The 25,659-nt window shown below is 59.8% G+C and carries 26 protein-coding genes; 21 read left to right on the top strand and 5 right to left on the bottom strand.

All coding sequences use genetic code 11. The features are described from left to right. Positions 1-21: 21 nt before the first annotated feature. The 7 genes from F7R20_RS24455 to ispD all read left to right on the top strand — a co-directional run bounded on the left by F7R20_RS24455 (position 22) and on the right by ispD (position 7,793). The gene (locus F7R20_RS24455) at positions 22-969 is read left to right on the top strand and encodes an acetyl-CoA carboxylase carboxyltransferase subunit alpha (RefSeq protein WP_003198261.1); all 948 of its coding nucleotides are present in this window, start codon (positions 22-24) and stop codon (positions 967-969) included. A gap of 133 nt (positions 970-1,102) precedes the next feature. Beyond that, positions 1,103-2,431 (top strand): tRNA lysidine(34) synthetase TilS, encoded by a 1,329-nt coding sequence (tilS, locus tag F7R20_RS24450; protein ID WP_003198262.1) that lies wholly within the window; start codon positions 1,103-1,105, stop codon positions 2,429-2,431. A gap of 274 nt (positions 2,432-2,705) precedes the next feature. Then, entirely contained in the window at positions 2,706-4,337 is a 1,632-nt protein-coding gene (locus F7R20_RS24445; protein ID WP_003198266.1) for a CTP synthase, read from the top strand. 4 nt (positions 4,338-4,341) lie between these two features. Beyond that, positions 4,342-5,187 carry a 3-deoxy-8-phosphooctulonate synthase gene (gene kdsA, locus F7R20_RS24440; RefSeq protein ID WP_003198268.1) on the top strand — a complete coding sequence of 282 codons (846 nt, stop codon included), beginning with the start codon at positions 4,342-4,344 and terminating at the stop codon, positions 5,185-5,187. A 162-nt stretch (positions 5,188-5,349) separates the two neighbouring features. Next, on the top strand, positions 5,350-6,639 hold the full coding sequence (gene eno, locus F7R20_RS24435; RefSeq protein ID WP_013692387.1) for a phosphopyruvate hydratase: 1,290 nt from the start codon (positions 5,350-5,352) through the stop codon (positions 6,637-6,639). A 171-nt stretch (positions 6,640-6,810) separates the two neighbouring features. Then, entirely contained in the window at positions 6,811-7,089 is a 279-nt protein-coding gene (ftsB, locus tag F7R20_RS24430) for a cell division protein FtsB (RefSeq protein ID WP_003184873.1), read from the top strand. Next, complete coding sequence (gene ispD, locus F7R20_RS24425) at positions 7,086-7,793, top strand: 2-C-methyl-D-erythritol 4-phosphate cytidylyltransferase (RefSeq protein WP_003198271.1); 708 nt, start codon at positions 7,086-7,088, stop codon at positions 7,791-7,793. Before ftsB ends, ispD begins: the two co-directional genes overlap by 4 nt. A 167-nt stretch (positions 7,794-7,960) precedes the next feature. Here the strand turns inward: ispD and F7R20_RS24420 are convergent, their stop codons facing one another. Continuing rightward, positions 7,961-8,857 carry a LysR substrate-binding domain-containing protein gene (locus F7R20_RS24420; protein WP_003198274.1) on the bottom strand — a complete coding sequence of 299 codons (897 nt, stop codon included), beginning with the start codon at positions 8,855-8,857 and terminating at the stop codon, positions 7,961-7,963. Between the two features lie 107 nt (positions 8,858-8,964). On the opposite strand from F7R20_RS24420, the gene F7R20_RS24415 reads away from it, so the two are divergent. From F7R20_RS24415 to rpoS, 8 genes are all read left to right on the top strand, one after another. Then, complete coding sequence (locus tag F7R20_RS24415; protein WP_003198276.1) at positions 8,965-10,077, top strand: S-(hydroxymethyl)glutathione dehydrogenase/class III alcohol dehydrogenase; 1,113 nt, start codon at positions 8,965-8,967, stop codon at positions 10,075-10,077. An 8-nt stretch (positions 10,078-10,085) separates the two neighbouring features. Next, positions 10,086-10,931: an S-formylglutathione hydrolase gene (fghA, locus tag F7R20_RS24410; protein ID WP_003198277.1), complete on the top strand. Its 846-nt coding sequence runs from the start codon at positions 10,086-10,088 to the stop codon at positions 10,929-10,931. A 43-nt stretch (positions 10,932-10,974) separates the two neighbouring features. Beyond that, on the top strand, positions 10,975-11,448 hold the full coding sequence (gene ispF / locus F7R20_RS24405; RefSeq protein WP_003184863.1) for a 2-C-methyl-D-erythritol 2,4-cyclodiphosphate synthase: 474 nt from the start codon (positions 10,975-10,977) through the stop codon (positions 11,446-11,448). Beyond that, the gene (truD, locus tag F7R20_RS24400) at positions 11,445-12,503 is read left to right on the top strand and encodes a tRNA pseudouridine(13) synthase TruD (RefSeq protein ID WP_003198280.1); all 1,059 of its coding nucleotides are present in this window, start codon (positions 11,445-11,447) and stop codon (positions 12,501-12,503) included. The genes ispF and truD overlap by 4 nt, the downstream gene beginning before the upstream one ends. After that, positions 12,491-13,240, top strand: coding sequence for a 5'/3'-nucleotidase SurE (gene surE, locus F7R20_RS24395; RefSeq protein ID WP_003198282.1), 750 nt, complete (start codon positions 12,491-12,493; stop codon positions 13,238-13,240). Before truD ends, surE begins: the two co-directional genes overlap by 13 nt. A 41-nt stretch (positions 13,241-13,281) precedes the next feature. Continuing rightward, positions 13,282-13,917: a protein-L-isoaspartate(D-aspartate) O-methyltransferase gene (locus tag F7R20_RS24390; RefSeq protein ID WP_170862085.1), complete on the top strand. Its 636-nt coding sequence runs from the start codon at positions 13,282-13,284 to the stop codon at positions 13,915-13,917. Between the two features lie 211 nt (positions 13,918-14,128). Next, positions 14,129-14,974 carry a peptidoglycan DD-metalloendopeptidase family protein gene (locus F7R20_RS24385; RefSeq protein ID WP_003198287.1) on the top strand — a complete coding sequence of 282 codons (846 nt, stop codon included), beginning with the start codon at positions 14,129-14,131 and terminating at the stop codon, positions 14,972-14,974. Positions 14,975-15,080: 106 nt separating this feature from the next. Further along, positions 15,081-16,088, top strand: a complete 1,008-nt coding sequence (rpoS, locus tag F7R20_RS24380; RefSeq protein ID WP_003198289.1) for an RNA polymerase sigma factor RpoS — start codon at positions 15,081-15,083, stop codon at positions 16,086-16,088. Positions 16,089-17,510: 1,422 nt separating this feature from the next. On the opposite strand, the gene fdxA is transcribed toward rpoS, so the two are convergent. The 3 genes from fdxA to F7R20_RS24355 all read right to left on the bottom strand — a co-directional run bounded on the left by fdxA (position 17,511) and on the right by F7R20_RS24355 (position 21,581). Then, positions 17,511-17,834 carry a ferredoxin FdxA gene (gene fdxA, locus F7R20_RS24365; protein WP_003198291.1) on the bottom strand — a complete coding sequence of 108 codons (324 nt, stop codon included), beginning with the start codon at positions 17,832-17,834 and terminating at the stop codon, positions 17,511-17,513. Positions 17,835-17,976: 142 nt separating this feature from the next. Continuing rightward, the gene (gene mutS / locus F7R20_RS24360; protein ID WP_167331288.1) at positions 17,977-20,544 is read right to left on the bottom strand and encodes a DNA mismatch repair protein MutS; all 2,568 of its coding nucleotides are present in this window, start codon (positions 20,542-20,544) and stop codon (positions 17,977-17,979) included. A gap of 683 nt (positions 20,545-21,227) precedes the next feature. Continuing rightward, the gene (locus tag F7R20_RS24355; protein ID WP_003198296.1) at positions 21,228-21,581 is read right to left on the bottom strand and encodes a DUF6124 family protein; all 354 of its coding nucleotides are present in this window, start codon (positions 21,579-21,581) and stop codon (positions 21,228-21,230) included. A gap of 548 nt (positions 21,582-22,129) precedes the next feature. Here F7R20_RS24355 and F7R20_RS24350 point away from each other — a divergent pair. Beyond that, positions 22,130-22,864, top strand: a complete 735-nt coding sequence (locus F7R20_RS24350; protein WP_003198297.1) for a LexA family transcriptional regulator — start codon at positions 22,130-22,132, stop codon at positions 22,862-22,864. A 376-nt stretch (positions 22,865-23,240) separates the two neighbouring features. Here the strand turns inward: F7R20_RS24350 and F7R20_RS32405 are convergent, their stop codons facing one another. Beyond that, positions 23,241-23,429, bottom strand: coding sequence for a hypothetical protein (locus F7R20_RS32405; protein WP_377589016.1), 189 nt, complete (start codon positions 23,427-23,429; stop codon positions 23,241-23,243). Here F7R20_RS32405 and F7R20_RS24345 point away from each other — a divergent pair. The 5 genes from F7R20_RS24345 to F7R20_RS24325 are packed head-to-tail and all read left to right on the top strand — an operon-like array spanning position 23,373 to position 25,610. After that, on the top strand, positions 23,373-23,507 hold the full coding sequence (locus F7R20_RS24345) for a Com family DNA-binding transcriptional regulator (RefSeq protein ID WP_377589014.1): 135 nt from the start codon (positions 23,373-23,375) through the stop codon (positions 23,505-23,507). The genes F7R20_RS32405 and F7R20_RS24345 overlap by 57 nt on opposite strands. 20 nt (positions 23,508-23,527) lie before the next feature. Next, a complete protein-coding gene (locus F7R20_RS24340; RefSeq protein ID WP_003198300.1) occupies positions 23,528-24,172 on the top strand; it encodes a hypothetical protein in 645 nt (214 codons plus the stop codon). A gap of 47 nt (positions 24,173-24,219) precedes the next feature. Continuing rightward, positions 24,220-24,570, top strand: a complete 351-nt coding sequence (locus tag F7R20_RS24335) for a phage holin family protein (RefSeq protein ID WP_003198302.1) — start codon at positions 24,220-24,222, stop codon at positions 24,568-24,570. Positions 24,571-24,613: 43 nt separating this feature from the next. Continuing rightward, on the top strand, positions 24,614-24,793 hold the full coding sequence (locus tag F7R20_RS31990; RefSeq protein WP_230494429.1) for a Com family DNA-binding transcriptional regulator: 180 nt from the start codon (positions 24,614-24,616) through the stop codon (positions 24,791-24,793). Position 24,794: 1 nt separating this feature from the next. Beyond that, the gene (locus tag F7R20_RS24325) at positions 24,795-25,610 is read left to right on the top strand and encodes a lipid II-degrading bacteriocin (protein ID WP_003198305.1); all 816 of its coding nucleotides are present in this window, start codon (positions 24,795-24,797) and stop codon (positions 25,608-25,610) included. The last annotated feature ends 49 nt before the right edge of the window (positions 25,611-25,659 follow it).

Below are 25,659 nucleotides of genomic sequence, written 5' to 3'. Positions count from 1 at the left end.
GTCGACCCAAGACGGACGCCTATGAACCCGAATTTTCTAGATTTCGAACAGCCGATCGCCGACCTGCAAGCCAAGATCGAAGAGTTGCGCTTGGTCGGTAATGACAATTCGCTGAATATCGGCGATGAAATCTCTCGTCTGCAGGACAAAAGTCGCACGCTGACCGAAGACATCTTCGGCAAGCTGACCAGCTGGCAGATCGCCCGCCTGGCGCGTCATCCACGTCGTCCCTATACCCTGGACTACATCGACCACATCTTCACCGAGTTCGATGAGCTGCATGGCGACCGCCACTTCTCCGACGACGCCGCGATCGTCGGCGGTGTCGCCCGCCTGGACGACCAGCCGGTGATGGTTATCGGTCATCAGAAAGGCCGTGAAGTGCGCGAGAAGGTGCGCCGCAACTTCGGCATGCCGCGTCCGGAAGGCTACCGCAAGGCCTGCCGCCTGATGGAAATGGCCGAGCGCTTCAAGATGCCGATCCTGACCTTCATCGACACGCCGGGCGCCTACCCGGGCATCGACGCCGAAGAGCGCAACCAGAGCGAGGCGATTGCCTGGAACCTGCGCGTCATGGCGCGCCTGAAAACCCCGATCATCGCCACTGTAATTGGCGAAGGTGGTTCCGGCGGTGCACTGGCCATCGGTGTCTGCGACCAGTTGAACATGCTGCAATATTCCACCTATGCGGTGATCTCGCCGGAAGGCTGCGCCTCGATCCTGTGGAAAACCGCCGAGAAGGCGCCGGATGCCGCTGAGGCCATGGGCATTACCGCCGAACGTCTCAAAGGCCTGGGCATCGTCGACAAAGTGATCAACGAGCCAGTCGGCGGCGCTCACCGCGACCCGGCTGCGGCTGCGGCACTGATCCGCGCCGAGCTGAGCTCGCAATTGTCGATGCTCAAGAAGTTCGACAACGAAGCGCTGCTGGCTCGTCGCTACGAGCGGTTGATGAGCTACGGTCTCTGATTCAGCGCTGTACCCCTGTGTGGGAGCGAGCTTGCTCGCGATGACGGGTTAACATTCAACAGATAAGTTGACTGAGATACCGCTATCGCGAGCAAGCTCGCTCCCACATTTGATTTGTGTGAAGGCAGTTGCGATGAATCAGCCCACGATTGATCTGCCAACCCGGCTCCTCAAACACATGCTCCCCTGGCGCAACGCCGCCACCTGGCGCATCGCCTTCTCCGGCGGCCTCGACTCCACCGTCCTGCTGCACCTGCTCGTAACCCTTTCGCAACGCCAACCCTTGCCCGCGCTGAGCGCTATTCATGTGCATCACGGCCTCCAGGCTGTAGCTGAGGCGTGGCCGGACCATTGTCGTTCGGTCTGCGCGGCCCTGGGCGTGCCGCTGGACGTGGTAACTGTGCAAGTGCGCCCTGGCGCCAGTGTCGAGCGCGCCGCGCGGGAAGCGCGTTACGCGGCCTTTGTAGCGGCGATCCACAGCGATGAAGTGCTGCTTACCGCCCAGCATCGCGATGATCAGGCCGAAACCCTGCTGTTTCGCCTGCTAAGGGGGGCGGGGGTGAAGGGCTTGGCGGCGATGCCGCCGCAGCGTCCGTTGGGCCAAGGGCATTTGCTGCGGCCCTTGCTCGATGTGTCCCGTGTGGAGCTGGAAGCCTATGCGAGGCAGCAGGGCTTGAGCTGGATCGAAGATCCCTCCAACGACGATCACCGGCATGCGCGCAATTACCTGCGCCAGCGGGTTTTTCCAGTGTTGGCCGAGCAATGGCCCCAAGCTTCGACGACCCTGGCTCGCAGCGCTGCGCACATGGGTGAAGCCCAAACTTTGCTGGACGATTTGGCGCGGATCGACCTGGCCCGGGCCGCGACCCCGGGCGTGTTCGACTGGCTCGGGCTGCAATCCCTGGCGCTGGCGCCTTTGTGGGCGTTGTCGCCGGCCCGTCAGCGCAACGCCTTGAGCCACTGGCTGGCACCGATGACCCTGCTGCCCGACACCGATCACTGGTCGGGCTGGGACTCGTTGCGCGATGCCGCCGACGATGCCCGACCGATCTGGCGCCTGGCCGGTGGCGAGCTGCATCGGGCCGCCGGGCGGGTCTGGTGGTTATCCGACCACTGGCTATGTTCGCTGCCAGGCACCGTCGACTGGGCCGATCCGGCGGTTGCGCTGCGGCTGCCGGGCAATGGTCGGGTGGTGCTCGACGGCACGCCGCCTGCGGGGCCGCTCAGCGTGCGCTATCGTCAGGGCGGCGAGGTAATGGCGTTAGCGGGTCGTGGTCACCGTGACCTCAAGCGTTTGCTCAATGAAAAGGCAGTGCCGGCGTTCGTTCGAGGTCGATTGCCGCTGCTCTATCAGGGCGAGCAATTGCTGGCGGTAGCCAACCTGGCCGGGCTCGATGCACAGGCTGATGGCAGTTGGCAATTGATCTGGACGCCAGGAAGCCAAGATCTGGGTTTGAGCTGAAAGGGGCTTTCCGGTAGACTACGCTCCCTTCTTGATACAACTTCTGTGGATTCGCCTGAATTGCAGGAGTTGCCGATTACCAAGCAGTCTTTGCTGGGCGATTCCAAAAAATGTGTAGCGAGCAACGTACCGGTGATTTCACTTCCGGTCTGTCCCAACGCGGCGGTTTTTTTGAAAGGTGCACTGTGATTAATGCAGGTGATCGGGGGCTTCGGCCTTCCTTCGCTTTCCCCGGCGGCTCGGACCGCTTTAACGCAGACTTCTAGGGTTTTTCATGACGCGCTACATATTCGTCACGGGCGGTGTTGTTTCTTCATTGGGGAAAGGCATTGCCTCGGCTTCATTGGCGGCCATCCTGGAGGCGCGGGGACTTAAGGTCACCATGCTCAAGCTGGACCCGTACATCAACGTTGACCCGGGCACCATGAGCCCGTTCCAGCACGGTGAAGTGTTCGTCACCCACGACGGCGCCGAGACCGACCTGGACCTGGGCCACTACGAGCGGTTCATCCGCACGACCATGACCCAGAACAACAACTTCACCACCGGCCGTGTCTACGAACACGTGCTGCGCAAGGAGCGTCGTGGTGACTACCTGGGCGCGACCATCCAGGTCATCCCGCACATCACCGACGAAATCAAGCGTCGCATCATCAAGGGTGCGGGCGATGCCGACGTGGCGATGGTCGAAATCGGCGGCACCGTGGGCGACATCGAGTCCCAGCCGTTCCTCGAGGCCATCCGCCAGTTGCGTTTCGAAATCGGCGCCAAGCGCGCGATGCTGATGCACCTGACACTGGTGCCGTACATCGCCACGGCCGGCGAAACCAAGACCAAGCCCACCCAGCACTCGGTCAAGGAACTGCGTTCCATCGGCCTGCAGCCGGACGTGCTGATCTGCCGCTCCGATCACCCGATCGACATCTCGTCGCGTCGCAAGATCGCCCAGTTCACCAACGTTGAAGAGCGTGCGGTCATCGGCCTGGAAGACGCCGACACCATCTACAAGATCCCGGGCATCCTGCACTCCCAGGGCCTGGACGACTTCGTCGTCGAGCGCTTCGGCCTGCAATGCGCCAGCGCCGACCTGTCCGAATGGGAAGCCGTGGTCGATGCCAAGCTCAACCCGGAACACGAAGTCACCATTGCCATGGTCGGCAAGTACATGGAGCTGCTGGACGCCTACAAGTCTCTGATCGAGGCGATGAGTCACGCTGGCATCAGCAACCGTACCAAGGTCAACCTGCGCTACATCGATTCCGAAGACATCGAGAACCAGGGCACCGGCCTGCTCGAAGGCGCCGATGCGATCCTCGTGCCGGGCGGCTTCGGCCTGCGGGGCGTGGAAGGCAAGATCACTGCCGTGCAATACGCTCGCGAAAACAAGGTGCCTTACCTGGGTATCTGCCTGGGCATGCAAGTGGCGGTCATCGAGTTCGCCCGTAACGTGCTGGGCTGGAAAGACGCCAACTCCACCGAGTTCGATCGCGCCAGCGGCCATCCGGTCGTGGGCCTGATCACCGAGTGGGAAGATGCCACTGGTGCGGTGGAAGTGCGTACCGAAAGTTCGGACCTGGGCGGCACCATGCGTCTCGGTGCCCAGGAATGCCTGCTGGAAGCCGGCTCCAAGGTGCACGATTGCTACGCCAAGGATGTGATCGTCGAGCGTCACCGTCATCGCTATGAAGTGAACAACAACCTGCTGCCGCAGTTGATCGAAGCCGGCCTGAAAATCTCCGGTCGTTCCGGTGACGGCGCGCTGGTCGAAGTGGTCGAGGCCCCGGATCACCCATGGTTCGTCGCTTGCCAATTCCACCCCGAGTTCACCTCGACGCCACGGGACGGTCATCCGCTGTTCAGCGGTTTCGTGAAAGCCGCTTTGGCTCAACACCAGAAAAAGGCATAAGACGATGGCCCAGAAGATCATTCGTGTCGGCGACATCGAGATTGCCAACGACAAGCCCATGGTGCTGTTTGGCGGCATGAACGTGCTGGAAAGCCGCGACATGGCGATGCAGGTCTGCGAGGAGTACGTGAAGGTCACCCAGAAGTTGGGTATCCCTTACGTGTTCAAGGCCAGCTTCGACAAGGCCAACCGTTCGTCCGTGACCTCCTACCGTGGCCCGGGCCTGGAAGAAGGCATGCGGATCTTCCAGGACATCAAGCAAGCCTTTGGCGTGCCGATCATCACCGACGTCCACGAGCCGGCCCAGGCCGCGGTCGTCGCCGAGGTCTGCGACATCATCCAGTTGCCGGCTTTCCTGTCGCGCCAGACCGACCTGGTGGTCGCGATGGCCAAGACCGGCGCGGTGATCAATATCAAGAAAGCCCAGTTCCTCGCGCCCCAGGAAATGAAACACATCCTGAGCAAGTGCGAAGAGGCTGGGAATGACCAGTTGATCCTCTGCGAGCGCGGTTCGAGCTTCGGTTACAACAACCTGGTAGTCGACATGCTCGGCTTCGGCATCATGAAGCAGTTCGAATACCCGGTATTCTTCGACGTGACGCACGCCTTGCAGATGCCGGGCGGTCGTTCCGACTCCGCCGGCGGTCGTCGCGCCCAGGTGACCGACCTGGCCAAGGCTGGCATCAGCCAATCCCTGGCTGGCCTGTTCCTTGAAGCCCACCCGGATCCGGACAATGCCAAGTGCGACGGCCCTTGTGCCTTGCGCTTGAACAAGCTGGAACCTTTCCTGTCTCAGCTCAAGGCGTTGGACGAGCTGGTCAAGAGTTTTCCGACGATAGAAACCGCGTAACGCGGTTTTCTCCGGTAAAGTACCGCTCGATTATCGCTCTGGCCCGCTGGCCGCACTGCTCTTGTGGGAGCATGGCTTGCCAGCGATGGCGTCCTTGAGGCCCCCATCGCCGGCAAGCCGTGCTCCCACAGCGTTTTCGTCAACTTTGGAGTGTTTACAACAATGGCAAAAATCGTCGACATCAAAGGTCGTGAAGTTCTCGACTCCCGTGGCAACCCCACTGTTGAAGCGGACGTGCTTCTCGACAACGGTATCATCGGCAGCGCCTGCGCGCCGTCCGGTGCTTCCACTGGCTCGCGCGAAGCGCTGGAGCTGCGTGATGGCGACAAGAGCCGTTACCTGGGCAAGGGCGTGCTCAAAGCCGTCGCCAACATCAACGGTCCGATCCGCGAGCTGTTGCTGGGCAAGGATCCTGCCGACCAGAAAGCCCTCGATCACGCGATGATCAAGCTCGACGGTACCGAAAACAAAGCCACCCTGGGCGCCAACGCGATCCTCGCCGTGTCCCTGGCCGCTGCCAAGGCCGCTGCCCAGGACCAGGACCTGCCGCTGTACGCCCACATCGCCAACCTCAACGGTACTCCGGGTGTCTACTCGATGCCGGTGCCGATGATGAACATCATCAACGGCGGCGAGCATGCCGATAACAACGTCGACATCCAGGAATTCATGGTGCAGCCGGTTGGCGCCAAGACCTTCTCCGAAGGCCTGCGCATGGGCACCGAGATTTTCCATCACCTCAAGGCTGTGCTCAAAGCCCGTGGCCTGAGCACCGCGGTTGGCGACGAAGGCGGTTTCGCACCGAACCTGGCGTCCAACGAAGACGCGCTGAAAGTGATCTCCGAAGCCGTGGCCAATGCTGGCTACAAGCTGGGCACCGACGTGACCCTGGCCCTGGACTGCGCCGCCAGTGAATTCTACGAAGACGGCAAGTACAACCTGTCCGGCGAAGGCCAGGTGTTCACCGCCGAAGGTTTCGCTGACTACCTCAAGGGCCTGACCGAACGCTATCCGATCATCTCCATCGAAGACGGCCTGGACGAGTCCGACTGGGCTGGCTGGAAAATCCTCACCGACAAGATCGGCGAGAAAACCCAGCTGGTGGGTGACGACCTGTTCGTGACCAACACCAAGATCCTGAAAGAAGGCATCGACAAGAAGATCGCCAACTCGATCCTGATCAAGTTCAACCAGATCGGTACCCTGACCGAAACCCTGGAAGCCATCCAGATGGCCAAGGCGGCCGGCTACACCGCCGTGATCTCCCACCGCTCCGGTGAAACCGAAGACTCGACCATTGCCGACCTGGCCGTGGGCACTGCGGCAGGCCAGATCAAGACCGGTTCGCTGTGCCGTTCCGACCGCGTTTCCAAGTACAACCAGCTGCTGCGTATCGAAGAGCAGTTGAACGGCAAGGCCAAGTACAACGGTCGCGCCGAGTTTCGCGGTTAAGCGGTAAATGGTAAAAAGACAGCGGATTAGGTCGCAAAAGTCGCCATGGCGGCGGTTTTGCCTCTAATCTGATGCCTTATCAAGCACAAGCCTGGGTTTTCCAGGCTTCGTGCTATCAGACGCTTCAAAGTTTGGCATGGCGGTCTTTTTTCACTGGATACCTGATATTCGATGCGCAGTCCCAATTGGTTGTTTCTTGTCTTGCTCCTGTTGCTGGCCGGCCTGCAGTACCGCCTGTGGGTGGGCAATGGCAGCTTGGCGCAAGTGGCCGACCTGACTCAGCAAATTGCCGACCAACACGCCGAGAACGAGGCGCTGCTTGAGCGTAATCGGGTGATGGACGCCGAAGTGACAGAGCTGAAAAAAGGCATGGAGACCGTTGAAGAACGGGCTCGACATGAACTGGGCATGGTCAAGGAGGGCGAAACCCTCTACCAGTTGGCCCAATGAGTATTCGTTTGCCGGCCTTCTGGGCCGTGATTCCTGCCGCGGGCGTTGGCGCTCGTATGGCCGCGGACCGTCCCAAGCAATACCTGCAGTTGGGCGGACGCACAATTCTTGAACACAGCCTCGGCTGTTTCCTCGACCATCCCACCGTCAAGGGCGTGGTGGTCAGCCTTGCACACGATGATCCTTACTGGCCGACCCTGGCCTGTGCCAACGACACACGCATCCAGCGCGTCGACGGTGGCGAGCAACGTTCGGATTCAGTGCTCAATGCCTTGCTGTACCTGCACGAGCAGGGCGCCGACGATCACGACTGGGTGCTGGTGCACGACGCCGCCCGGCCCAATCTGGCCCGGGATGATCTGGACACACTGCTCAGCGAGTTGGCGACCGATCCAGTCGGCGGCCTGCTGGCCGTCCCGGCGCGCGACACCCTCAAGCGCGTCGACAAACACGGCCGCGTGCTGGAGACCGTTGATCGCAGCGTGATCTGGCAAGCCTACACGCCACAGATGTTCCGCCTCGGCGCCTTGCATCGGGCCTTGGCCGACAGCCTGGTTGCAGATGCGCTGATTACCGACGAAGCGTCCGCCATGGAATGGGCCGGGCAGGCGCCGCGGCTGATCGAAGGGCGGGCCGATAACATCAAGGTCACCCGGCCGGAAGATCTGGAGTGGTTGCGCCAGCGCTGGGCGAATCGGCATTAAACCGGATATGTTTCCTCGTTAGATCTTCATCGTCTGGGCCGGCGCCATCGCGAGCAAGCTCGCTCCCACAGTGGGTTGGTGTGAACACTTGACCGTCATTCGACGATAACCCTGTGGGAGCGAGCTTGCTCGCGATGGCGTCACCCCCAGACGACAAAAAACCACTGTCATCCCCGATATTCCGGCCGCCCAGCCAACCCTTCCTTCAAAAAATCCACCAACTTGCGCACCTTCGGCGACAGGTGCCGCTGCTGCGGGTACAACGCCCACACCGCCGTATTCGGTGGCTGATGAGCCTCCAGCAGCGAGATCAATGCACCGCTGTGCAAATGCTCCAATACGTAATAATCCGGCAGTTGGCACAACCCCACCCCTTGCAGCGCCGCGTCCAACACCGCTTGCCCACTGTTGCAGCGCCAGTTTCCCTGTACCCGTTGGGAAAATTCCCGCCCGTTCTGCTCCAGTTGCCAGACGTCGGAGCTGCCGATCAGGCAATTGTGGCGGCTCAGTTCCGACAAGCTATGGGGCCGCCCGTAGCGTTCCAGGTAAGAGGGTGAAGCGCACAGGTACATGCGCCGCGGTGCCAGGCGCGTGGCGACCAGGCGGGAGTCCTGCAGGCGACCCAGGCGAATCGCCAGGTCGAGGCCTTCGTGCACCAGGTCCAGAGGACGGTTGCTCAGCTCGATGTCTACCCGCAACTGCGGGTACAGCCCCATGAACCGCGTTACCAGAGGCACGATGAACCGTTCGCCATAGGCCACGGCGCAGGTCATGCGCAGCATGCCCTTGGGTTCGCTGGTGAGATCGCCCACCGCCCGCAGTGCTTCCTCGCGCCCGTCCTGCAGGCGTTGGCAATGCTGCAAAAATGTCTGGCCGGCCTCGGTCAGGGTGACCCGCCGGGTACTGCGGTAGAGCAAACGTGTCTGCAAACGCTCTTCAAGCCGTACGATTTGTCGACTGATGTGGGAAGACGAAACCCCGAGACGTTCAGCGGCGGCGGTGAATTGACTGCATTCGGCCACGGCGACGAACTCGTCGATCCCTTCCCAGCGGTTATCGGACATGAAGGATTATCCCTGTACAGCAATAATGTTTTGCTTTTGGTTGGATTATTCATCGTCCGGCGGAGGATTACACTCCCGGTCTTGTTTTTATTTGCTGGAGAGTCCGGATGATCAAGTCGCGCGCTGCCGTTGCCTTCGAGGCCAAGAAACCCCTGGAAATCGTTGAAGTCGACGTCGCCATGCCCAAGGCGGGCGAAGTGCTGTTGCGCGTGGTGGCTTCCGGTGTCTGCCACACCGACGCCTATACCTTGTCGGGCGCCGACCCGGAAGGGATCTTCCCGTCGATCCTCGGTCACGAAGGCGGTGCGATTGTCGAAGCCATCGGCGAAGGCGTGACCTCGGTCGCGGTGGGCGACCATGTGATCCCGCTGTACACGCCGGAATGCGGTCAGTGCAAATTCTGTAAGTCAGGCAAGACCAACCTCTGCCAGGCGATTCGCGCCACCCAGGGCAAAGGCCTGATGCCGGACGGCACCTCGCGTTTTTCCTACAAGGGCGAGACGATTTTCCACTACATGGGCACCTCGACGTTCTCTGAGTACACCGTGCTGCCGGAAATCTCCGTCGCGAAGATTCAAAAAGAAGCCCCGCTGGAAAAGGTCTGCCTGCTGGGTTGCGGCGTCACCACCGGTATCGGCGCGGTCCTCAACACCGCCAAGGTCAAGCCGGGTGACACCGTGGCGATCTTCGGCCTGGGCGGCATCGGCCTGTCGGCAGTGATTGGCGCGGTGAAGGCCAAGGCTTCGCGCATCATCGCCATCGACATCAACCCGGCCAAGTTCGAAATCGCCAAGCAACTGGGTGCCACCGATTGCGTCAACCCGAAAGACTTCGACCGTCCGATCCAGGAAGTCATCGTCGATATGACTGACGGCGGCGTGGACTTTTCCTTCGAGTGCATCGGCAATGTCCAGTTGATGCGTGCCGCGCTGGAGTGCTGCCACAAAGGCTGGGGCGAGTCGGTGATCATCGGTGTGGCCGGCGCCGGCCAGGAAATCGCCACCCGTCCCTTCCAGTTGGTGACCGGGCGCGTCTGGCGCGGTTCGGCCTTTGGTGGCGTGCGCGGTCGCAGCGAGTTGCCAAGCTATGTGGCAATGGCCGAGACGGGCGAGATCCCGCTGGATACGTTCATTACCCACACCATGGGCCTGGAAGATATCAACAAGGCGTTCGACCTGATGCATGAAGGCAAGAGCATCCGCACCGTTATCCATTTCTGAGGTCGGTCATGAGTCTGGAAAACATCTCCTGCCAGAAAAGCTTCGGCGGCTGGCACAAACGTTACCGGCACCGTTCCGACGTGCTCGGTTGTGACATGGTGTTTGCCGTGTACCTGCCGCCGCAAGCCGAGCAGGGCGGCAAGTTGCCTGTCCTGTATTGGTTGTCCGGGCTGACCTGCACCGACGAGAACTTCATGCAAAAGGCCGGTGCCCAGCGCATGGCCGCCGAGTTGGGCCTGATCATCGTCGCGCCGGACACCAGCCCTCGTGGCGCCGACGTGCCGGGCGATCCGGACGGTGCCTGGGACTTCGGCCTGGGGGCGGGTTTTTATCTGAACGCCACGCAGGATCCGTGGGCACGGCACTATCGGATGCATGACTACGTGGTGCAGGAATTGCCGACACTCGTCGAAGCGCATTTCCCGGCCTCGGACAAACGCGGCATCAGTGGTCATTCCATGGGCGGTCATGGCGCGCTGGTCTGCGCCTTGCGCAACCCGGGGCGTTACCGCTCGGTGTCGGCCTTTTCGCCGATCAACAATCCGATGGATTGCCCATGGGGCCAGAAGGCTTTCTCTCGTTACCTGGGGGAAGACCGTTCGAAATGGCGTGAATGGGATGCCTGTGCATTGATTGCCGAGGCGCAGGAGAAGCTGCCACTGCTGGTGGACCAGGGCGATCGCGATGATTTCCTGGCCAACCAGCTCAAGCCCGAAGCCCTGCAACAGGCGGCCAAGGCTGCCGACCATCCGCTGGAACTGCGCCTGCAACCGGGCTACGACCACAGCTATTTCTTCATCGCCAGCTTCATTGATGACCACTTGCAGCATCATGCGCGCGCTCTAAAGGCCTAATGCAGGTAGAATCACGCCCTGACAAAAATCGGGGCGTTTTTTTATGCGTATTGGCCACGGCTACGATGTTCACCGTTTCGCTGAAGGCGATTTCATTACCCTGGGCGGCGTGCGGATCGCACACGGCTTCGGGCTGCTCGCGCATTCTGACGGTGATGTCCTGCTGCACGCCTTGAGCGATGCATTGCTCGGCGCGGCTGCCCTGGGTGACATCGGCAAGCACTTCCCCGACACCGACCCGCAATTCAAGGGCGCCGACAGCCGCGTGCTGCTGCGCCATGTGGTCTCGCTGATCCACGCCAAGGGCTGGAAAGTCGGCAATGTCGATAACACCATCGTTGCCCAGGCCCCCAAGATGGCGCCGCACATCGAAGCGATGCGCCAATTGATTGCCGAGGATCTTCAAGTTGAGTTGGACCAAGTGAACGTGAAAGCCACCACCACCGAGAAGCTTGGCTTCGTCGGTCGCGAAGAAGGCATTGCCGTCCACTCCGTTGCCTTGTTGCTGCGCCCATGACTGAACTGGAACTGTTGGGGCCGCGGGCCTACGGCGAACCGCTGGGCAGCGCGGTACTCAAGGCCACCGCTGAAGATTTCCAGGTCGATGAAGTGCTCGACATCCCGTTGACCGGCGATGGCGAGCACTTGTGGATCTGGGTTGAAAAACGTGGCTTGAACACCGAAGAAGCGGCCCGGCGAATCGCCAAGGCTGCCGGCGTGCCGCTGCGCACCGTCAGCTACGCCGGGCTCAAGGACCGTCAGGCCCTGACCCGCCAGTGGTTCAGCGTCCAATTGCCGGGCAAGGCCGATCCGGACCTGTCGGCGGCGGAGAACGACACGCTGAAAATCCTCAAGACCGCACGCCACAGGCGCAAGCTGCAACGCGGCGCGCACTCGGCCAATGGCTTTACCTTGCGCCTGACCCAATTCAAGGGCGATACGGCGGCGATCGATGCGCGCCTGCAACGGATTGTCCGCCAGGGCATCCCCAACTATTTTGGCGCCCAGCGTTTCGGCCATGACGGCGGCAACGTCGTCGATGCTCGGGCCTGGGCGGTGCGCAAGGCGTTGCCGGAACAGCGCAATGTGCGCTCGCGGCTGTTGTCCACCGCCCGCAGTTTCCTGTTCAACCGGGTGCTGGCGGCGCGGGTCGCCGACGGTACCTGGCAAAAAGCCCAGGTGGGCGATTTGCTTGCCTTCACCGACAGCCGCAGTTTTTTCCCGGCCGGCGAGGCTGAATGCAGCGACCCGCGCCTGGCCATTCTCGACCTGCACCCGACCGGGCCGCAGTGGGGCGAGGGACCTTCGCCTGCCGCTGGTGCGACGTTCGAGCTGGAACAAGCCATCGCCGCGGGCGAGGCCGATTTGCGGGACTGGTTGATAAACGCGGGAATGAGTCACGAACGTCGCATCCTGCGACTGCCCATTGGCGGGCTGTCGTGGCATTATCCCTCGCTGGACATTCTGCAACTGGAATTCGTCCTGCCGGCCGGATGTTTCGCCACTGTCTTGGTGCGCGAACTCGTCGATCTGGTGCCGGTGGGGCAGACGGACAGCCCATGCGTATTCTGATTTCTAACGACGACGGGGTGACTGCACCCGGTCTTGCCGCGCTTTATGCTGCGCTGGCGGATTTTGCCGAGTGCGTGGTCATCGCCCCGGACCAGGACAAAAGCGGCGCCAGCAGCTCGCTGACGCTCGACCGTCCGTTGCACCCCTGCTATCTGGATAACGGTTTCATCAGCCTCAACGGCACTCCGACCGATTGCGTGCACCTGGGCCTCAACGGCTTGCTGGAGCGTGAGCCGGACATGGTGGTGTCGGGTATCAACCTGGGCGCCAACCTGGGGGACGACGTGCTTTATTCCGGCACGGTTGCCGCCGCCCTGGAAGGTCGCTTCCTGGAAAAGCCATCGTTTGCCTTTTCGTTTGTTTCGCGGCAGGTCGATAATTTGCCGACCGCCGCCTACTTCGCCCGTAAACTGGTCGAAGCCCACGGCGAGCTGGAGCTGCCGCCACGCACGGTGCTGAACGTGAATATCCCCAACCTGCCGCTCGATCACATCCGTGGCATCCAGCTCACTCGCCTGGGCCACCGTGCCCGCGCCGCCAAACCGATGCATGTCGTCGACCCGCGCGGCAAGGCCGGTTACTGGATCGCCGCCGCCGGTGATGCCGAGGACGGCGGGCCGGGCACTGATTTCCATGCGGTGATGCAAGGTTATGTCTCGATCACGCCGTTGCAGTTGGACCGTACCTTCAACGACGCCTTTCGAAATCTCGATGGCTGGCTGGAGGGGCTGCGCTGATGGCTCGTGAGCAAGACGATATGCTGCGCCGCGGAATCGGCATGACCTCCCAGCGCACCCGTGAACGACTGATCCAGCGTCTCTACGAAGAAGGTCTCTCCAACGCCCAGGTGTTGGAAGTCATTCGCCGCACGCCGCGCCATCTGTTCGTCGATGAGGCCCTGGCCCATCGCGCCTATGAAGATACGGCGTTGCCGATCGGCCACAACCAGACCATTTCCCAGCCATACATGGTGGCCCGCATGAGCGAGTTGCTGCTGGAGGCGGGACCGCTGGACAAGGTGATGGAGATCGGTACCGGCTCGGGTTACCAGACGGCGGTGTTGTCGCAACTGGTCGAGCGGGTGTTTTCCGTAGAGCGGATCAAGGTACTGCAGGATCGCGCCAAGGAACGCCTGGTTGAGTTGAACCTGCGCAACGTGGTGTTTCGCTGGGGCGATGGCTGGGAGGGGTGGCCGGCCCTGGCACCGTACAACGGCATCATCGTGACTGCGGTGGCCACCGATGTTCCCCAGGCCCTGCTGGATCAGCTTGCTCCCGGCGGGCGACTGGTCATTCCGGTGGGTGCCGGTGAAGTCCAGCAACTGATGCTGATCGTGCGCGAAGAACACGGTTTTTCGCGACACGTCCTGGGGGCGGTGCGGTTCGTGCCGTTACTCAATGGGCCGTTGGCCTGAGCATTTATAAACAGACGCTGAATTCCGTGGCCCAGCCTGTGTCTTACAGCGGCACCGATTTGCTGAACAGAGTCCAACGGCGTCGAGCAAACGTGTGCGGCGACACATTGCGCTTCATTAATAGAGGCGCAGTCGTTGCCAGCTATATTTATATGAGTTCTGCCTGGACAGGCAGTTTCCAATTTTTCTGCCACCACAAAGGGAGCGGCGGGTGAGTCTCACAGTCATTGCGCAGCGTATGGGTATCACAAGCTTTCAGCGCCTGGTGACTGGCCTTGTCTTGAGCACTTTGCTGGTCGGATGTTCCAGTACGCCGTCGGGTAATGTCCGGGTTGTCGATCGCAACAATGCAACACCTCAACGTCCTACAGTAACGACCGGCCAATATGTAGTCCGTCGCGGCGATACGCTGTTTTCCATCGCTTTCCGCTACGGCTGGGACTACAAAGCCCTTGCGGCGCGTAACAACATTCCTGCGCCTTATACGATTCACCCAGGTCAGACGATTCGCTTCGATGGCCGTAGCGGTTCAACGCCTACCGCGGTGGTTACGCAGTCGGGTTCGACGCCTTCTTCCTCGAGTAAAACCACGGTTATTCGCCGGCCGACGGGGGCTGAAGCGGCGACAGTACCGTCCGTCGCGAGCAAACCGACCCCCGTTCCGATGCCTCCGGCAGGCCCCGCCCCGACAGGCTGGGGATGGCCTTCTAGTGGCGTTCTCATTGGAAAATTCTCTTCAAACGGTAGTTTGAATAAAGGAATTGATATCGCCGGGGATTTGGGACAGCCTGTTTTAGCCGCGTCTGATGGCACGGTTGTGTACGCCGGGAGTGGTTTGAGGGGCTACGGCGAACTCGTGATCATCAAACACAGCGATACCTACGTCAGTGCCTACGGTCACAACCGCAGGCTGTTGGTTCGGGAGGGGCAGCAGGTCAAGGTCGGACAGACAATTGCCGAAATGGGATCAACGGGAACAGACCGGGTGAAACTGCATTTTGAGATTCGCCGACAAGGTAAACCAGTCGATCCGCTGCAATTCCTGCCACGGCGTTGATTTGATTGTCAGCCTGTTCCGTCACGTAGAGGGAACAGGCTCCAGCGTTGCCAAGGATAAAGGCGTCGCTTGAGCTTGAGGTCGAACTCACCAAAGGACTATAACAATGGCTCTCAGTAAAGAAGTGCCGGAGTTTGACATCGACGATGAGGTTCTCCTTATGGAGACCGGCATCGCTATGGATTCGATGTCGAATGATGAAGGGGCGACTCCACCTTCCGTTCGTGCCAAATCCAAACACTCCGCTTCGCTTAAACAACATAAGTACATCGATTACACCCGGGCGCTGGACGCCACTCAGCTGTATCTCAACGAAATCGGTTTTTCGCCACTGCTCTCCCCCGAGGAAGAAGTTCATTTTGCGCGGCTGTCGCAAAGTGGCGACCCGGCCGGTCGAAAACGCATGATTGAAAGCAACCTGCGCCTGGTGGTGAAAATCGCCCGACGCTATGTCAATCGTGGGCTTTCACTGCTGGACCTGATCGAAGAGGGCAACCTGGGCCTGATTCGCGCCGTCGAGAAATTCGACCCCGAACGCGGCTTCCGTTTCTCGACCTACGCCACCTGGTGGATCCGCCAGACCATCGAACGGGCGATCATGAACCAGACCCGGACCATCCGGTTGCCGATTCATGTGGTCAAGGAGCTGAACGTCTACCTGCGGGCCGCCCGTGAGTTGACCCAAAAACTCGACCATGAACCTTCACCCGAAGAAATCGCCAACCTGCTGGAAAAACCGGTAGGTGAGGTCAAGCGCATGCTTGGGCTCAACGAGCGGGTCTCTTCGGTAGACGTCTCGCTGGGGCCGGACTCGGATAAGACCCTGCTGGATACCCTGACCGACGATCGTCCGACCGATCCGTGCGAGTTGCTCCAGGACGATGACTTGTCCCAGAGCATCGACCAGTGGCTTTCGGAACTTACGGACAAGCAACGGGAAGTGGTGATTCGCCGCTTCGGCTTGCGCGGTCATGAAAGCAGCACGCTTGAAGATGTGGGCCTGGAGATTGGTTTGACCCGTGAGCGGGTGAGGCAGATCCAGGTTGAAGGTCTCAAGCGTCTGCGAGAGATCCTGGAGAAGAACGGCTTGTCGAGCGAGTCGTTGTTTCAATAACCCAAGGCGAGTGCAGCAGAAAGGCCCTGATTGGCTGTGATGCTGTTCACTTGGAAAAAACGGTGCTTCTTTCAGAAATGAAAAGTGCCGTTTTTTTTGGCTTGGGTTTGGGGGTATATCCGTTTCTTCGGTCACGGCTACTTATGGTTCCGCCCTTACGGCGAGTCACTTTTGGAAAGAGCGCCAAAAGTAACCAAAAACGCTCTGCCCCACCACTCGACACCTCGCTTAGGCTCGGTGTGCCCTCACTCCGGCATTGCTCCGTGGGCCCGCCGCGAAGGGCCATTCATGGCCCAGCGCGGCTACCTCGGCATCCATGCCGAGGTGCCGCCTGCGTTCGGCCAGCGTGGTTTAACGGGGCGCCCAGATCAAAAGCCAGGGCGAGGCGGCCTTATAGCCGACCTGACTCCGGGTGGGACCGCGTTTCCCTTGTGGGAGCGGGCTTGCTCGCGAAGGCGGCGTTACAGTCGATGAAGATGTTGGATGTGCTGACCTCTTCGCGAGCAAGCGCTCCCACAGTGGGACTGTGTTGGATATGAATTTTGTGTCCGCTGAAGATTGAATGCGGGAGCGAGCCTGCTCGCGATGACGGTGGTTCAGTCACATGGATGTTGGGTTTGCTGGCCTCATCGCGAGCAAGCTTTGCTCCCACAGATCTGATGGGTGTAAGACCGGGAGAGCCAGGTCGGCTGTTAGGCCGCCTCGCGGTGGACGTTGATCTCGGACGCCCCCGTTAACCACGCTGGCCGAACGCAGGCATTGCGCAGTGGGCATCTCGGCATGGATGCCGAGGTAGCCGCGCTGGGCCATGGATGGCCTTTCGCGGCGGGCCCATGGTTACTTTTGGCGCTCTTCCAAAAGTGACCCGCTGTAAGAGCGGAACCATAAGCCGCCGTTACCGCAGAAACGGATATACACACCACTCCTGAAACCCCCGCTCGTAAAACTATAGAACATCGCGACTGGTTCGAATCTTCTGCGTATCTGAAGAGTCGCTTTTCCAACCCCAACTCCATTTGTAGGTTCAGCGTGTAAGCCTTTGCCTAGTGTTACGTAAGCGATCAGTTCCCCATCGGCCGGACAGACCGCTATAAATACCGTGATCTTTTTGTATTTGACTGATTTATAACGAAAATTTGTTGATGAACGTAGCGTGACAGAGCAAGCCACCTGTATCAGTCGCGTTGCACTCGCCTGGGAAAATACTAATATCAGTCCTGTGTCGACGGACAGACACACCCGTCAAGGACGATGGGAAGGAAGGACATCGCAGGACGCGATTCATCAGGATGATGAAAAGGATTAAAGGGATTAGGGAAAAAATGTGGGCGGGTCAAACCGCCCCTTTTTTTTGCCTGCGATTTCTTGACCCGAAAAAGCAAAAAGGCCCGCAAGGGGCCTTTTCCACGAAAGCAGCAACGATCAGCGTTCCAGATCCTTGAGCTTGCCTTCCTTGCCATCCCACTCTTCGGCGTCCGGCAGCGCATCTTTCTTCTCGGTGATGTTCGGCCAGATGTCCGCCAGTTCTGCGTTCAGCTCGATGAAGTTCTCCATGCCGGCCGGCACTTCGTCTTCCGAGAAAATGGCGTTCGCCGGGCATTCCGGTTCACACAGGGCGCAGTCGATGCACTCGTCCGGGTGAATGACCAGGAAATTCGGCCCTTCGTAAAAGCAGTCCACCGGACACACTTCTACGCAGTCGGTGTACTTGCACTTGATGCAGTTGTCGGTGACGACGAAGGTCATTTCTAATTCTCTCCTCAGGCGGCGGCAGCGAAGCCCCTTCACGGTAGGGTCGCCAGGTTTGGGAGCGATAGTCTGCGAACCAGGCTAATAGTCCGCAGCATCCCAAACCGCGCGCGATTCTAACAGCTTGAAAGCCTGTGTGTTAGATCCGTGTCTTCAATGTATAGAGTAAATCCAGTGCCCGACGAGGTGTCAGGTCGTCCAGATCGAGCTTGGCCAGTTCATCGAGCACCGGATGCGGCAGGCTGGCGAACAGGTCGCTTTGCTGCGGTGCGGCCGGTTTGCCTTTGGTCGGGCGCGGCGCTTCGTGGGGCAGGCTGGTGGTTTCCAGGCGGCTCAGGTGCTCGCGGGCACGGGTAATGACTTCACTTGGCACGCCGGCCAGTTGCGCCACCGCCAGGCCGTAGCTCTGGCTGGCCGGGCCGGGCAGCACGTGGTGCAGGAAGACGATGCGTTCGTTGTGCTCGGTTGCATTGAGGTGGACGTTGGCCACCAAAGGCTGGCTTTCCGGCAACACGGTGAGTTCGAAGTAATGGGTGGCGAACAGCGTGTAGGCCCGCAGGTGCGCGAGGCGTTCGGCCGCTGCCCAGGCCAGGGACAAGCCGTCGAAGGTGCTGGTGCCGCGTCCGACTTCGTCCATCAGCACCAGGCTGCGTTCGGTGGCGTTGTGCAGAATGTTCGCGGTTTCGCTCATTTCCACCATGAACGTCGAACGTCCACCGGCCAGGTCGTCGCTGGAGCCGATGCGGGTGAAGATCCGGTCCACCAAGGACAATTCGCAGCTGGCCGCCGGAACGAAGCTGCCAATATGGGCCAGCAGCACGATCAACGCGGTTTGGCGCATGTAGGTGGATTTACCGCCCATGTTCGGGCCGGTGATCACCAGCATGCGGGTGTTGTCGTCCAGGCTCAGGTCGTTGGCCACGAACGGCGTGGTCAGTACTTGCTCGACCACCGGGTGACGACCCTGGCTGATGCGCATGCACGGCTCACTGACGAAGCGCGGGCAATTGAGGTCCAGGTTCAGCGCGCGTTCGGCCAGGTTGCTCAGCACATCCAGTTCCGCTAGGGCGCCAGCAGTGTCCTGTAACGGCGGCAGTTGGCTGATCAGGTCTTCGAGCAACGCTTCATAGAGCATCTTTTCCCGGGCCAGGGCGCGGCTCTTGGCCGACAGCGCCTTGTCTTCGAACGCCTTGAGTTCCGGGGTGATGAAACGCTCGGCGCCCTTGAGGGTCTGGCGGCGAACATAATCGGCTGGTGCCTGTTCGGCCTGCTTGCTCGGCAATTCGATGAAATAACCGTGGATACGGTTGTAGCCGACCTTGAGGTTGGCAAGGCCGGTACGGGCTTTTTCCCGGGCTTCGAGGTCGATCAGGAACTGGCCGGCGTTCTCGCTCAGCGCTTGCAGCTCGTCGAGTTCGGCGTCGTAGCCGGTTTTCAGCACGCCACCGTCACGGATCACCGCGGGTGGGTTATCGATAATGGCTTTTTCCAGCAGCGCGGCCAGCTCCGGGTAGGTGCTGGTGGTGCGCGCCAGTTGCTGCAGGTGTGGCGCTTCGAGGTCGGTCATCGCCACCTGCAATTCGGGCAACGCGCCGAGGGCATCGCGCAGGCGCGCCAGGTCGCGGGGACGGGCGTTGCGCAAACCGATGCGGGCGAGAATCCGCTCGATGTCACCGATTTCCTTGAGCTGCGGTTGCAACTGCTCGAAGCGATAACGATCCAGCAGGCAGGTAATGGAGGACTGGCGCGCCAGCAGCACGGTCAAGTCCCGCAGCGGCCGATTCAACCAGCGTGTCAGCAGGCGGCTGCCCATGGCGGTCTGGCAGCGATCGACCACCGATTGCAAGGTGTTGTCGCGCCCGCCGGCCAGGTTGGTGTCCAGTTCCAGGTTGCGGCGGCTCGCGCCGTCCAGCACCACGGTGTCATCCAGGCGTTCGTGCCGCAGGCTGCGCAAGTGGGGCAGGGCGGTGCGCTGGGTTTCCTTGGCGTAGGCCAGCAGGCAACCGGCAGCGCCGATGGCCAGGGTCAGGTTCTCGCAACCGAAGCCCTTGAGGTCCTGGGTGGAAAACTGCTGGCAGAGACTTTTCAGCGCCGAATCACGCTCAAAATCCCACGGCGCCCGACGACGCACGCCACGGCGTTTTTCTGCCGGCAGGTCTTTGGGCCAGTCATCAGGAATTAAAAGCTCTACTGGATTGACCCGTTCCAGTTCCGCCAGCAGGTTTTCCCAGCCCTTGATTTCCAGTACCGAGAAGTTACCGCTGGTGATGTCCAGCACCGCCAGGCCGAACAGGCGTTCATCGCCCAGCACTGCGGCGATCAGGTTGTCCCGGCGTTCATCCAGCAAGGCTTCGTCACTGACCGTGCCTGGGGTGATGATCCGCACGACTTGGCGTTCCACCGGGCCCTTGCTGGTGGCCGGGTCGCCGACTTGTTCGCAGATCACCACGGATTCGCCGAGCTTGACCAGCTTCGCCAGGTAACCTTCTGCCGCGTGGTAAGGAATCCCGCACATCGGAATGGCCATGCCCGCCGATTGCCCACGTGCCGTCAGGGTGATGTCCAACAGCTTGGCGGCCTTCTTTGCGTCCTCGTAGAAGATTTCGTAGAAGTCGCCCATGCGGTAGAACATCAGCTGATCGGGGTGCTGGTTCTTCAGGCGCCAGTATTGCTGCATCATCGGCGTGTGGCTGGAGAGGTCGTTCACGGCGGTATTCATGGGTGTCAGGCAAGCTCGTTGAAAGGTGTGGGGCAAAAGGAGGGGCATTGGCCCGGCTTTTCCGCGATGGGCGCAAGGTTAACATGGGTGGTCTGTGCTACCCATATGTGAGTGGTTTTTGGGATTGGGGACTTATCCGTTTTTTCGGTAACGGCTGCTTAGGGTTCCGCCCTGACGGCGGCTCACTTTTGAAAAGCCCGGAAGCCGGCCCAGTCAAAAGTAAGCAAAACGCTTTTGCCCCACCACTTGGTGCCTCGCCTAGGCTCGGCATCCTTGCCGGGTTGCCCACTGCGCAATACCTTCGTTCAGCCAGCGTGGTTAACGGGGCGCCCGAGATCAACGTCCACCGCGAGGCGGCCTGATAGCCGACCTGGCTCTCCCGGTCGTACACCCATCAGAACTGTGGGAGCAAAGCTTGCTCGCGATGGCGGTGGCTCAGTCACATGGATGTTGGGTTTGCTGGCCTCATCGCGAGCAAGCTTTGCTCCCACAGGTGATCCTGGGTGTCCATGAGTTCTGTGTTCACTGCGGCCCATTGTGGGAGCGAGCTTGCTCGCGATGACGGCAGCCAATACAACTTAGCTGTAACTGAACTACCGCTATCGCGAGCAAGCTCGCTCCCACATTGATTGCTCGGGCTTCTCTTAGGTCTCGGCTTGCATCATGGATGCCTACCTCGGTTCAACCACATCCAGCGCCCGATTCGCCAGCAACTGGCTCAGCTCGATCATCTGTTGAACCCCCAGCAAGATATTCCGTCGCGAGCCCTTCAGGTCGAATGCCAGGTCGCTGACCATGGCGTTGGCCGAGGCCAGGGTTTCGCTGAGGTTGGCGAGCAGGCATTCGGCGTCGATGTTGGGGGCGATGATGAAAAGGGTGTCGGGTGTGTCGCAGGTTTCTTTGTCGGCTTTCGGCTTGAGGTAATAGTCCAGGGCGCGGGTGGCCGCGTCGTCGAGTTTCTTGGCGTTGGCCGATTGGCTGCGGGAGACGTGATCGTCTGGGGGATTTGGAGTGTTCTTCGGCATTCTATGGATCCTTGAAGTTGAGCCACCACTCACTCGCGACTAAACGAGGGGCGGCAGCTGTACGCAGGTTAGTCGACCGGGGATCCAAGAAACCGGCGCGCCCGAGGGCGCCCTGCGCACAGCTACCATCAAGTGCAGGAATAGAAGTACCTGACTGAATGGAGCAATGAGCGCCTTGGAATACCGAGCGACTAAACCCGATCACTGATGGGCAGTGACAGGATCAAAAGTACCGAGGGGCTCCAAGGCGCACAAGCCGGCGGATTCTGGCGTAGTTGTAGGCAGAGGCGCAAGAAAACGTAGCCTTGCGTCGCACATTTGGGGGACGGGGTTGGAGCCTTTTCTTAGGGACGTGTAGGGCAAATCCCGGGTGAGGGGGGTTGGCTTTTGTAGGAGCTGGCGAAGCCTGCGATCTTTTGATCTTTCGCTTGAGATTCAAGTGTCTGGGGAAAGATCGCAGCCTCGTTGCACTCGACAGCTCCTACACATTGCATATTTATGCAAAACAGCATTTGTCTTCTACGAAAAGAACAAGCATTATGCGCGTTATGCAAAAACGCAACGTTTCTACCGTATTAAGAGCATTGCTCGATCAGCACGGGATCTCCCCCACGGAGCTTCACCGGCGTACCGGCGTGCCTCAGTCCACCCTCTCGCGGATCCTCAGCGGCAAGATCGTCGATCCTTCGGATAAACACATCTCGAAGATCGCCGAATATTTTGCCGTGAGCACCGATCAGTTGCGCGGGCGCGCGGACGTTGTGCCCGCCGGCAATGCCCGCCGCGATGAGCCGCATTCCGAACTCAAGGACATAAGCCTGTGGGACGACGAAACACCCGTCGAAGAAGACGAAGTGTCGGTCCCTTTTCTGCGCGAGGTTGAATTGGCTGCTGGATCAGGAAGATTCGTCATCGAGGAAAGCGAGCGCTCAAGCCTGCGCTTTGGCAAGCGCAGCCTGCGCCACAACGGCGTACAGTTTGATCAGGCCAAGTGCGTGACGGTGCGCGGCAACAGTATGTTGCCGGTGCTGCGCGACGGGGCCACGGTTGGGGTGAACGCAGGCAAGTGTGGGATCGGCGACATTGTCGACGGTGACCTCTACGCCATCAATCACAACGGCCAATTGCGGGTGAAGCAGCTTTATCGCCTGCCCACCGGCATCCGCCTGCGCAGCTTCAACCGTGATGAGCATCCGGATGAGGACTACACCTTCCAGGAAATGCAGGACGAGCAAATCGTCATCCTCGGTCACGTCTTCTGGTGGGGCATGTACGCCCGTTAACCCCTCCGCTGTCAGATAAAACCCGCCGCCGTGCGGGTTTTTTTTCGCCTCCTGAAAAGCCGCAACCCCCGTGTTCCCAAGGGTTTCATGCATTTGCGCATTGGTCGCGCATAAATAAATGCATTTACGCATTGACTGTATATGCATCCATGCATATTCTGTGTCCAAGCCGCTCGACAAAGCGGCTGGCAACGAAGCTCTTTAGTTCCACCAACAGGCAGCGATGAACCGGCCTTAACGGTTCAGAGGGTTGGCAACTGACCCGGGTGTGCAGCGTAAAGCACCAGAAGCAGTTATCCGGCGGGCAGGGACCGCGGTCGGAGGAACAATTTGAATGGATCCGTACCGCGCCAGTCGCGCCGAAAGATCAAGCGCATTACTGAAAAGCCTGGGCAACCGGGCTTTTTGGAATGCCTGTGCCGCGAGGCACTTCAAACCGCCGCCAATGGGAGGGCTTTCGATGCTGAAGGATTTCAGATGCGGTCACTGCAAAAGACTTCTGGCCCGCATGGGCGAGAACACCGAACTCCAGATCAAATGTTCCCGATGCGGAACGTTGAATCATGTGAAGGCCGTTGAGCCTCGAGTGAACGCCGGCGAGCGAACAGCGTGCGGAATAGACCCTGCACGCCGTACTCAATGACATCCATCGAGGTAAGAAAAATGGAATTGCTTAAAAAAATCCTGCTGGCGACTGCGTTTCTGTCGTCCTTCGTATCCCTGAACAGTTGGGCTGATACGGCCCTGTCGTGGAACCTGGCCCGGGACATGTACCTCATGACCGAAGCGGCGCCGGCCGGTTCGCCCTGGTCGTTCATGCAAAACAAATCGGGGGTGAATGCCTCGGCCAACTACACGCTCTTTCCGACGTTCCAGGCCGGGGTATGCAATGGCAAGCCAACCACCTGCTGGCGTGACGACCTGACGGGTGCTTGGATCTCCATTCCCAACGCAAGCTTCACCTTCACCGGCTCGGGCACCAGTTTCGTGTTCAAGCAGGGCGACGTGGCCACGCATCCAGGCACCAACAGCCAGAGCATTTTCCGCTGGGCCAGTCCTGTCACCGGCAATATCAACGTGCTGGGCCGGGTCAATGACCTGCATAACGCTTGCGGGGACGGTGTCGGCTGGTCGCTCAACCTGGGCGACACCGTGCTCCAGTCCGGGAGCCTGGCAAACGGCGGCAGCGCCACGTTCATGCTGAACAGCATCGCCGTCACGCCGACGTCTTCGCTTTATCTGGTCATCGACAGGAAAGCCAACAACTCCTGCGACGCGACCAGTCTCGACATGCTCATCACTCGATAGCTTATCGATTCTCTCGTTCTTAACCATCACCCCCCAGGAAGCGTGACATGACAAACGAGCAACAAGCGTTGCTGGACATGCCGATCTGGCTGGTCATCGTGCTCGCCCTGGTGGGCGGGGTGTCCGGCGAGATGTGGCGCGCAGACAAGGAGGGCGCCCGTGGCTGGTCGTTATTGCGGCGCCTGGCCTTGCGCTCCGGTGCCTGCGTGGTCTGCGGCGTATCGGCAACCATGCTTTTGTACGCCCTCGGCATGTCGATCTGGAGCGCTTGCGCCCTGGGTTGCCTGACCGCCATGGCTGGCGCCGATGTGGCGATCGGTCTTTACGAGCGCTGGGTCGCCAAGCGGCTCGGCGTATGCGAAGTGCCGCCGCGGGACGTTCCTCCCGATCAGCAGTGAAGCGATACCGCGGACCTGCGTGTGTTTTTGCAGATGCTTAAAGATTGCATATGGAAAGTGCAACAGACTACTGGTCCGAGTGGGCGAGTATGCCCAGCTCCAGATCAAATGTTCCCGGTGCGGGACGTTGAATCATGTGAAGGCCGCGAGCCTCAAGCCATCGCCTTTGAGCGACATGAAAGCGGAATTCTCCGCGACTAATCATTCGACTCAAAGGAACTAATATGGAATTCGAGCTTCCAGCTACTTATGTATATCCCGACGAATACGGTACTTCACGCAGTACCGGTTTCACCGTTCCCTCACCTGGTGCAATCGTCAATCGCATGGTTCAGGAGCGAAGTGCCGCGTACGCTCGAGGTGATTGGGCTCCCATGCTGGAGCGTCATCTGCATGCGATGCATAGCAACAAGCCTGCTTATGGTCTGGATGGCTTTATCATGGGTGATTTGAAAGTTGCCCATGGGGCAGATCTCTTATTGCTAAAGAACCCTAAACTCAGCACAGCTGATGCTTGGAATCAGGGTATTAAAGAAGGTTCTAAGATCCAGAACAATGCCCAGTTAGCGGTTCCGACCGAGTTTTCAGGTGGGACGTTTACACCTTTCAAAGCTATTCAGCATTGGCTGCTGGGCAATGGTAACACTGCGAGTGTGCAAATCAGTCGTATTGGTATTAACCCGACTCCGGAGAAAATTCCAGATTTGATGGCCATCATCAATACTGCCCGTATTGGGGAAACGACTGTCAATTTCAATACGTCTTACTACACGGGCCAAGATTCGGTTATTCCCCGTATTTATCTCGGAACCATTACCCTGAACATCACGGGTAAAATCACCCGGAATACCTCAGGAACAGTTTCGTTTTCCGGAGTGGTAAAGGCGTTTTCTGATCGGTACGACGCGAATGCTAGCAGCCATCGTACCGGATTTGATGAGGCAGCTACGACAGCGCTTCGTGAGGTAGGTCGGGTTGCCAATGCGAAGGACTATGCGATTCAAATCAATGGGGAGCTCCCTATTAGCTACGCCCGATAGGTGAGCAGTCGGCAGGCCGAGCTTTTCGAGCCTGCCGATGTAAATCGAT

The organism is Pseudomonas brassicacearum subsp. brassicacearum (assembly GCF_008801605.1).
GTDB classification, from domain to species: Bacteria; Pseudomonadota; Gammaproteobacteria; order Pseudomonadales; family Pseudomonadaceae; genus Aquipseudomonas; species Aquipseudomonas brassicacearum.
This window is presented reverse-complemented; position numbering and strand designations above follow the sequence as displayed.

Coding starts and splice junctions, on each gene's coding strand:
- F7R20_RS24455 (WP_003198261.1), top strand. CDS start 22: ATGAACCCGAATTTTCTAGATTTCGAACAGCCGATCGCCGACCTGCAA.
- tilS (WP_003198262.1), top strand. CDS start 1,103: ATGAATCAGCCCACGATTGATCTGCCAACCCGGCTCCTCAAACACATG.
- F7R20_RS24445 (WP_003198266.1), top strand. CDS start 2,706: ATGACGCGCTACATATTCGTCACGGGCGGTGTTGTTTCTTCATTGGGG.
- kdsA (WP_003198268.1), top strand. CDS start 4,342: ATGGCCCAGAAGATCATTCGTGTCGGCGACATCGAGATTGCCAACGAC.
- eno (WP_013692387.1), top strand. CDS start 5,350: ATGGCAAAAATCGTCGACATCAAAGGTCGTGAAGTTCTCGACTCCCGT.
- ftsB (WP_003184873.1), top strand. CDS start 6,811: ATGCGCAGTCCCAATTGGTTGTTTCTTGTCTTGCTCCTGTTGCTGGCC.
- ispD (WP_003198271.1), top strand. CDS start 7,086: ATGAGTATTCGTTTGCCGGCCTTCTGGGCCGTGATTCCTGCCGCGGGC.
- F7R20_RS24420 (WP_003198274.1), bottom strand. CDS start 8,857: ATGTCCGATAACCGCTGGGAAGGGATCGACGAGTTCGTCGCCGTGGCC.
- F7R20_RS24415 (WP_003198276.1), top strand. CDS start 8,965: ATGATCAAGTCGCGCGCTGCCGTTGCCTTCGAGGCCAAGAAACCCCTG.
- fghA (WP_003198277.1), top strand. CDS start 10,086: ATGAGTCTGGAAAACATCTCCTGCCAGAAAAGCTTCGGCGGCTGGCAC.
- ispF (WP_003184863.1), top strand. CDS start 10,975: ATGCGTATTGGCCACGGCTACGATGTTCACCGTTTCGCTGAAGGCGAT.
- truD (WP_003198280.1), top strand. CDS start 11,445: ATGACTGAACTGGAACTGTTGGGGCCGCGGGCCTACGGCGAACCGCTG.
- surE (WP_003198282.1), top strand. CDS start 12,491: ATGCGTATTCTGATTTCTAACGACGACGGGGTGACTGCACCCGGTCTT.
- F7R20_RS24390 (WP_170862085.1), top strand. CDS start 13,282: ATGACCTCCCAGCGCACCCGTGAACGACTGATCCAGCGTCTCTACGAA.
- rpoS (WP_003198289.1), top strand. CDS start 15,081: ATGGCTCTCAGTAAAGAAGTGCCGGAGTTTGACATCGACGATGAGGTT.
- fdxA (WP_003198291.1), bottom strand. CDS start 17,834: ATGACCTTCGTCGTCACCGACAACTGCATCAAGTGCAAGTACACCGAC.
- F7R20_RS24355 (WP_003198296.1), bottom strand. CDS start 21,581: ATGCCGAAGAACACTCCAAATCCCCCAGACGATCACGTCTCCCGCAGC.
- F7R20_RS24350 (WP_003198297.1), top strand. CDS start 22,130: ATGCAAAAACGCAACGTTTCTACCGTATTAAGAGCATTGCTCGATCAG.
- F7R20_RS24345 (WP_377589014.1), top strand. CDS start 23,373: ATGGGCGAGAACACCGAACTCCAGATCAAATGTTCCCGATGCGGAACG.
- F7R20_RS32405 (WP_377589016.1), bottom strand. CDS start 23,429: ATGATTCAACGTTCCGCATCGGGAACATTTGATCTGGAGTTCGGTGTT.
- F7R20_RS24340 (WP_003198300.1), top strand. CDS start 23,528: ATGGAATTGCTTAAAAAAATCCTGCTGGCGACTGCGTTTCTGTCGTCC.
- F7R20_RS24335 (WP_003198302.1), top strand. CDS start 24,220: ATGACAAACGAGCAACAAGCGTTGCTGGACATGCCGATCTGGCTGGTC.
- F7R20_RS24325 (WP_003198305.1), top strand. CDS start 24,795: ATGGAATTCGAGCTTCCAGCTACTTATGTATATCCCGACGAATACGGT.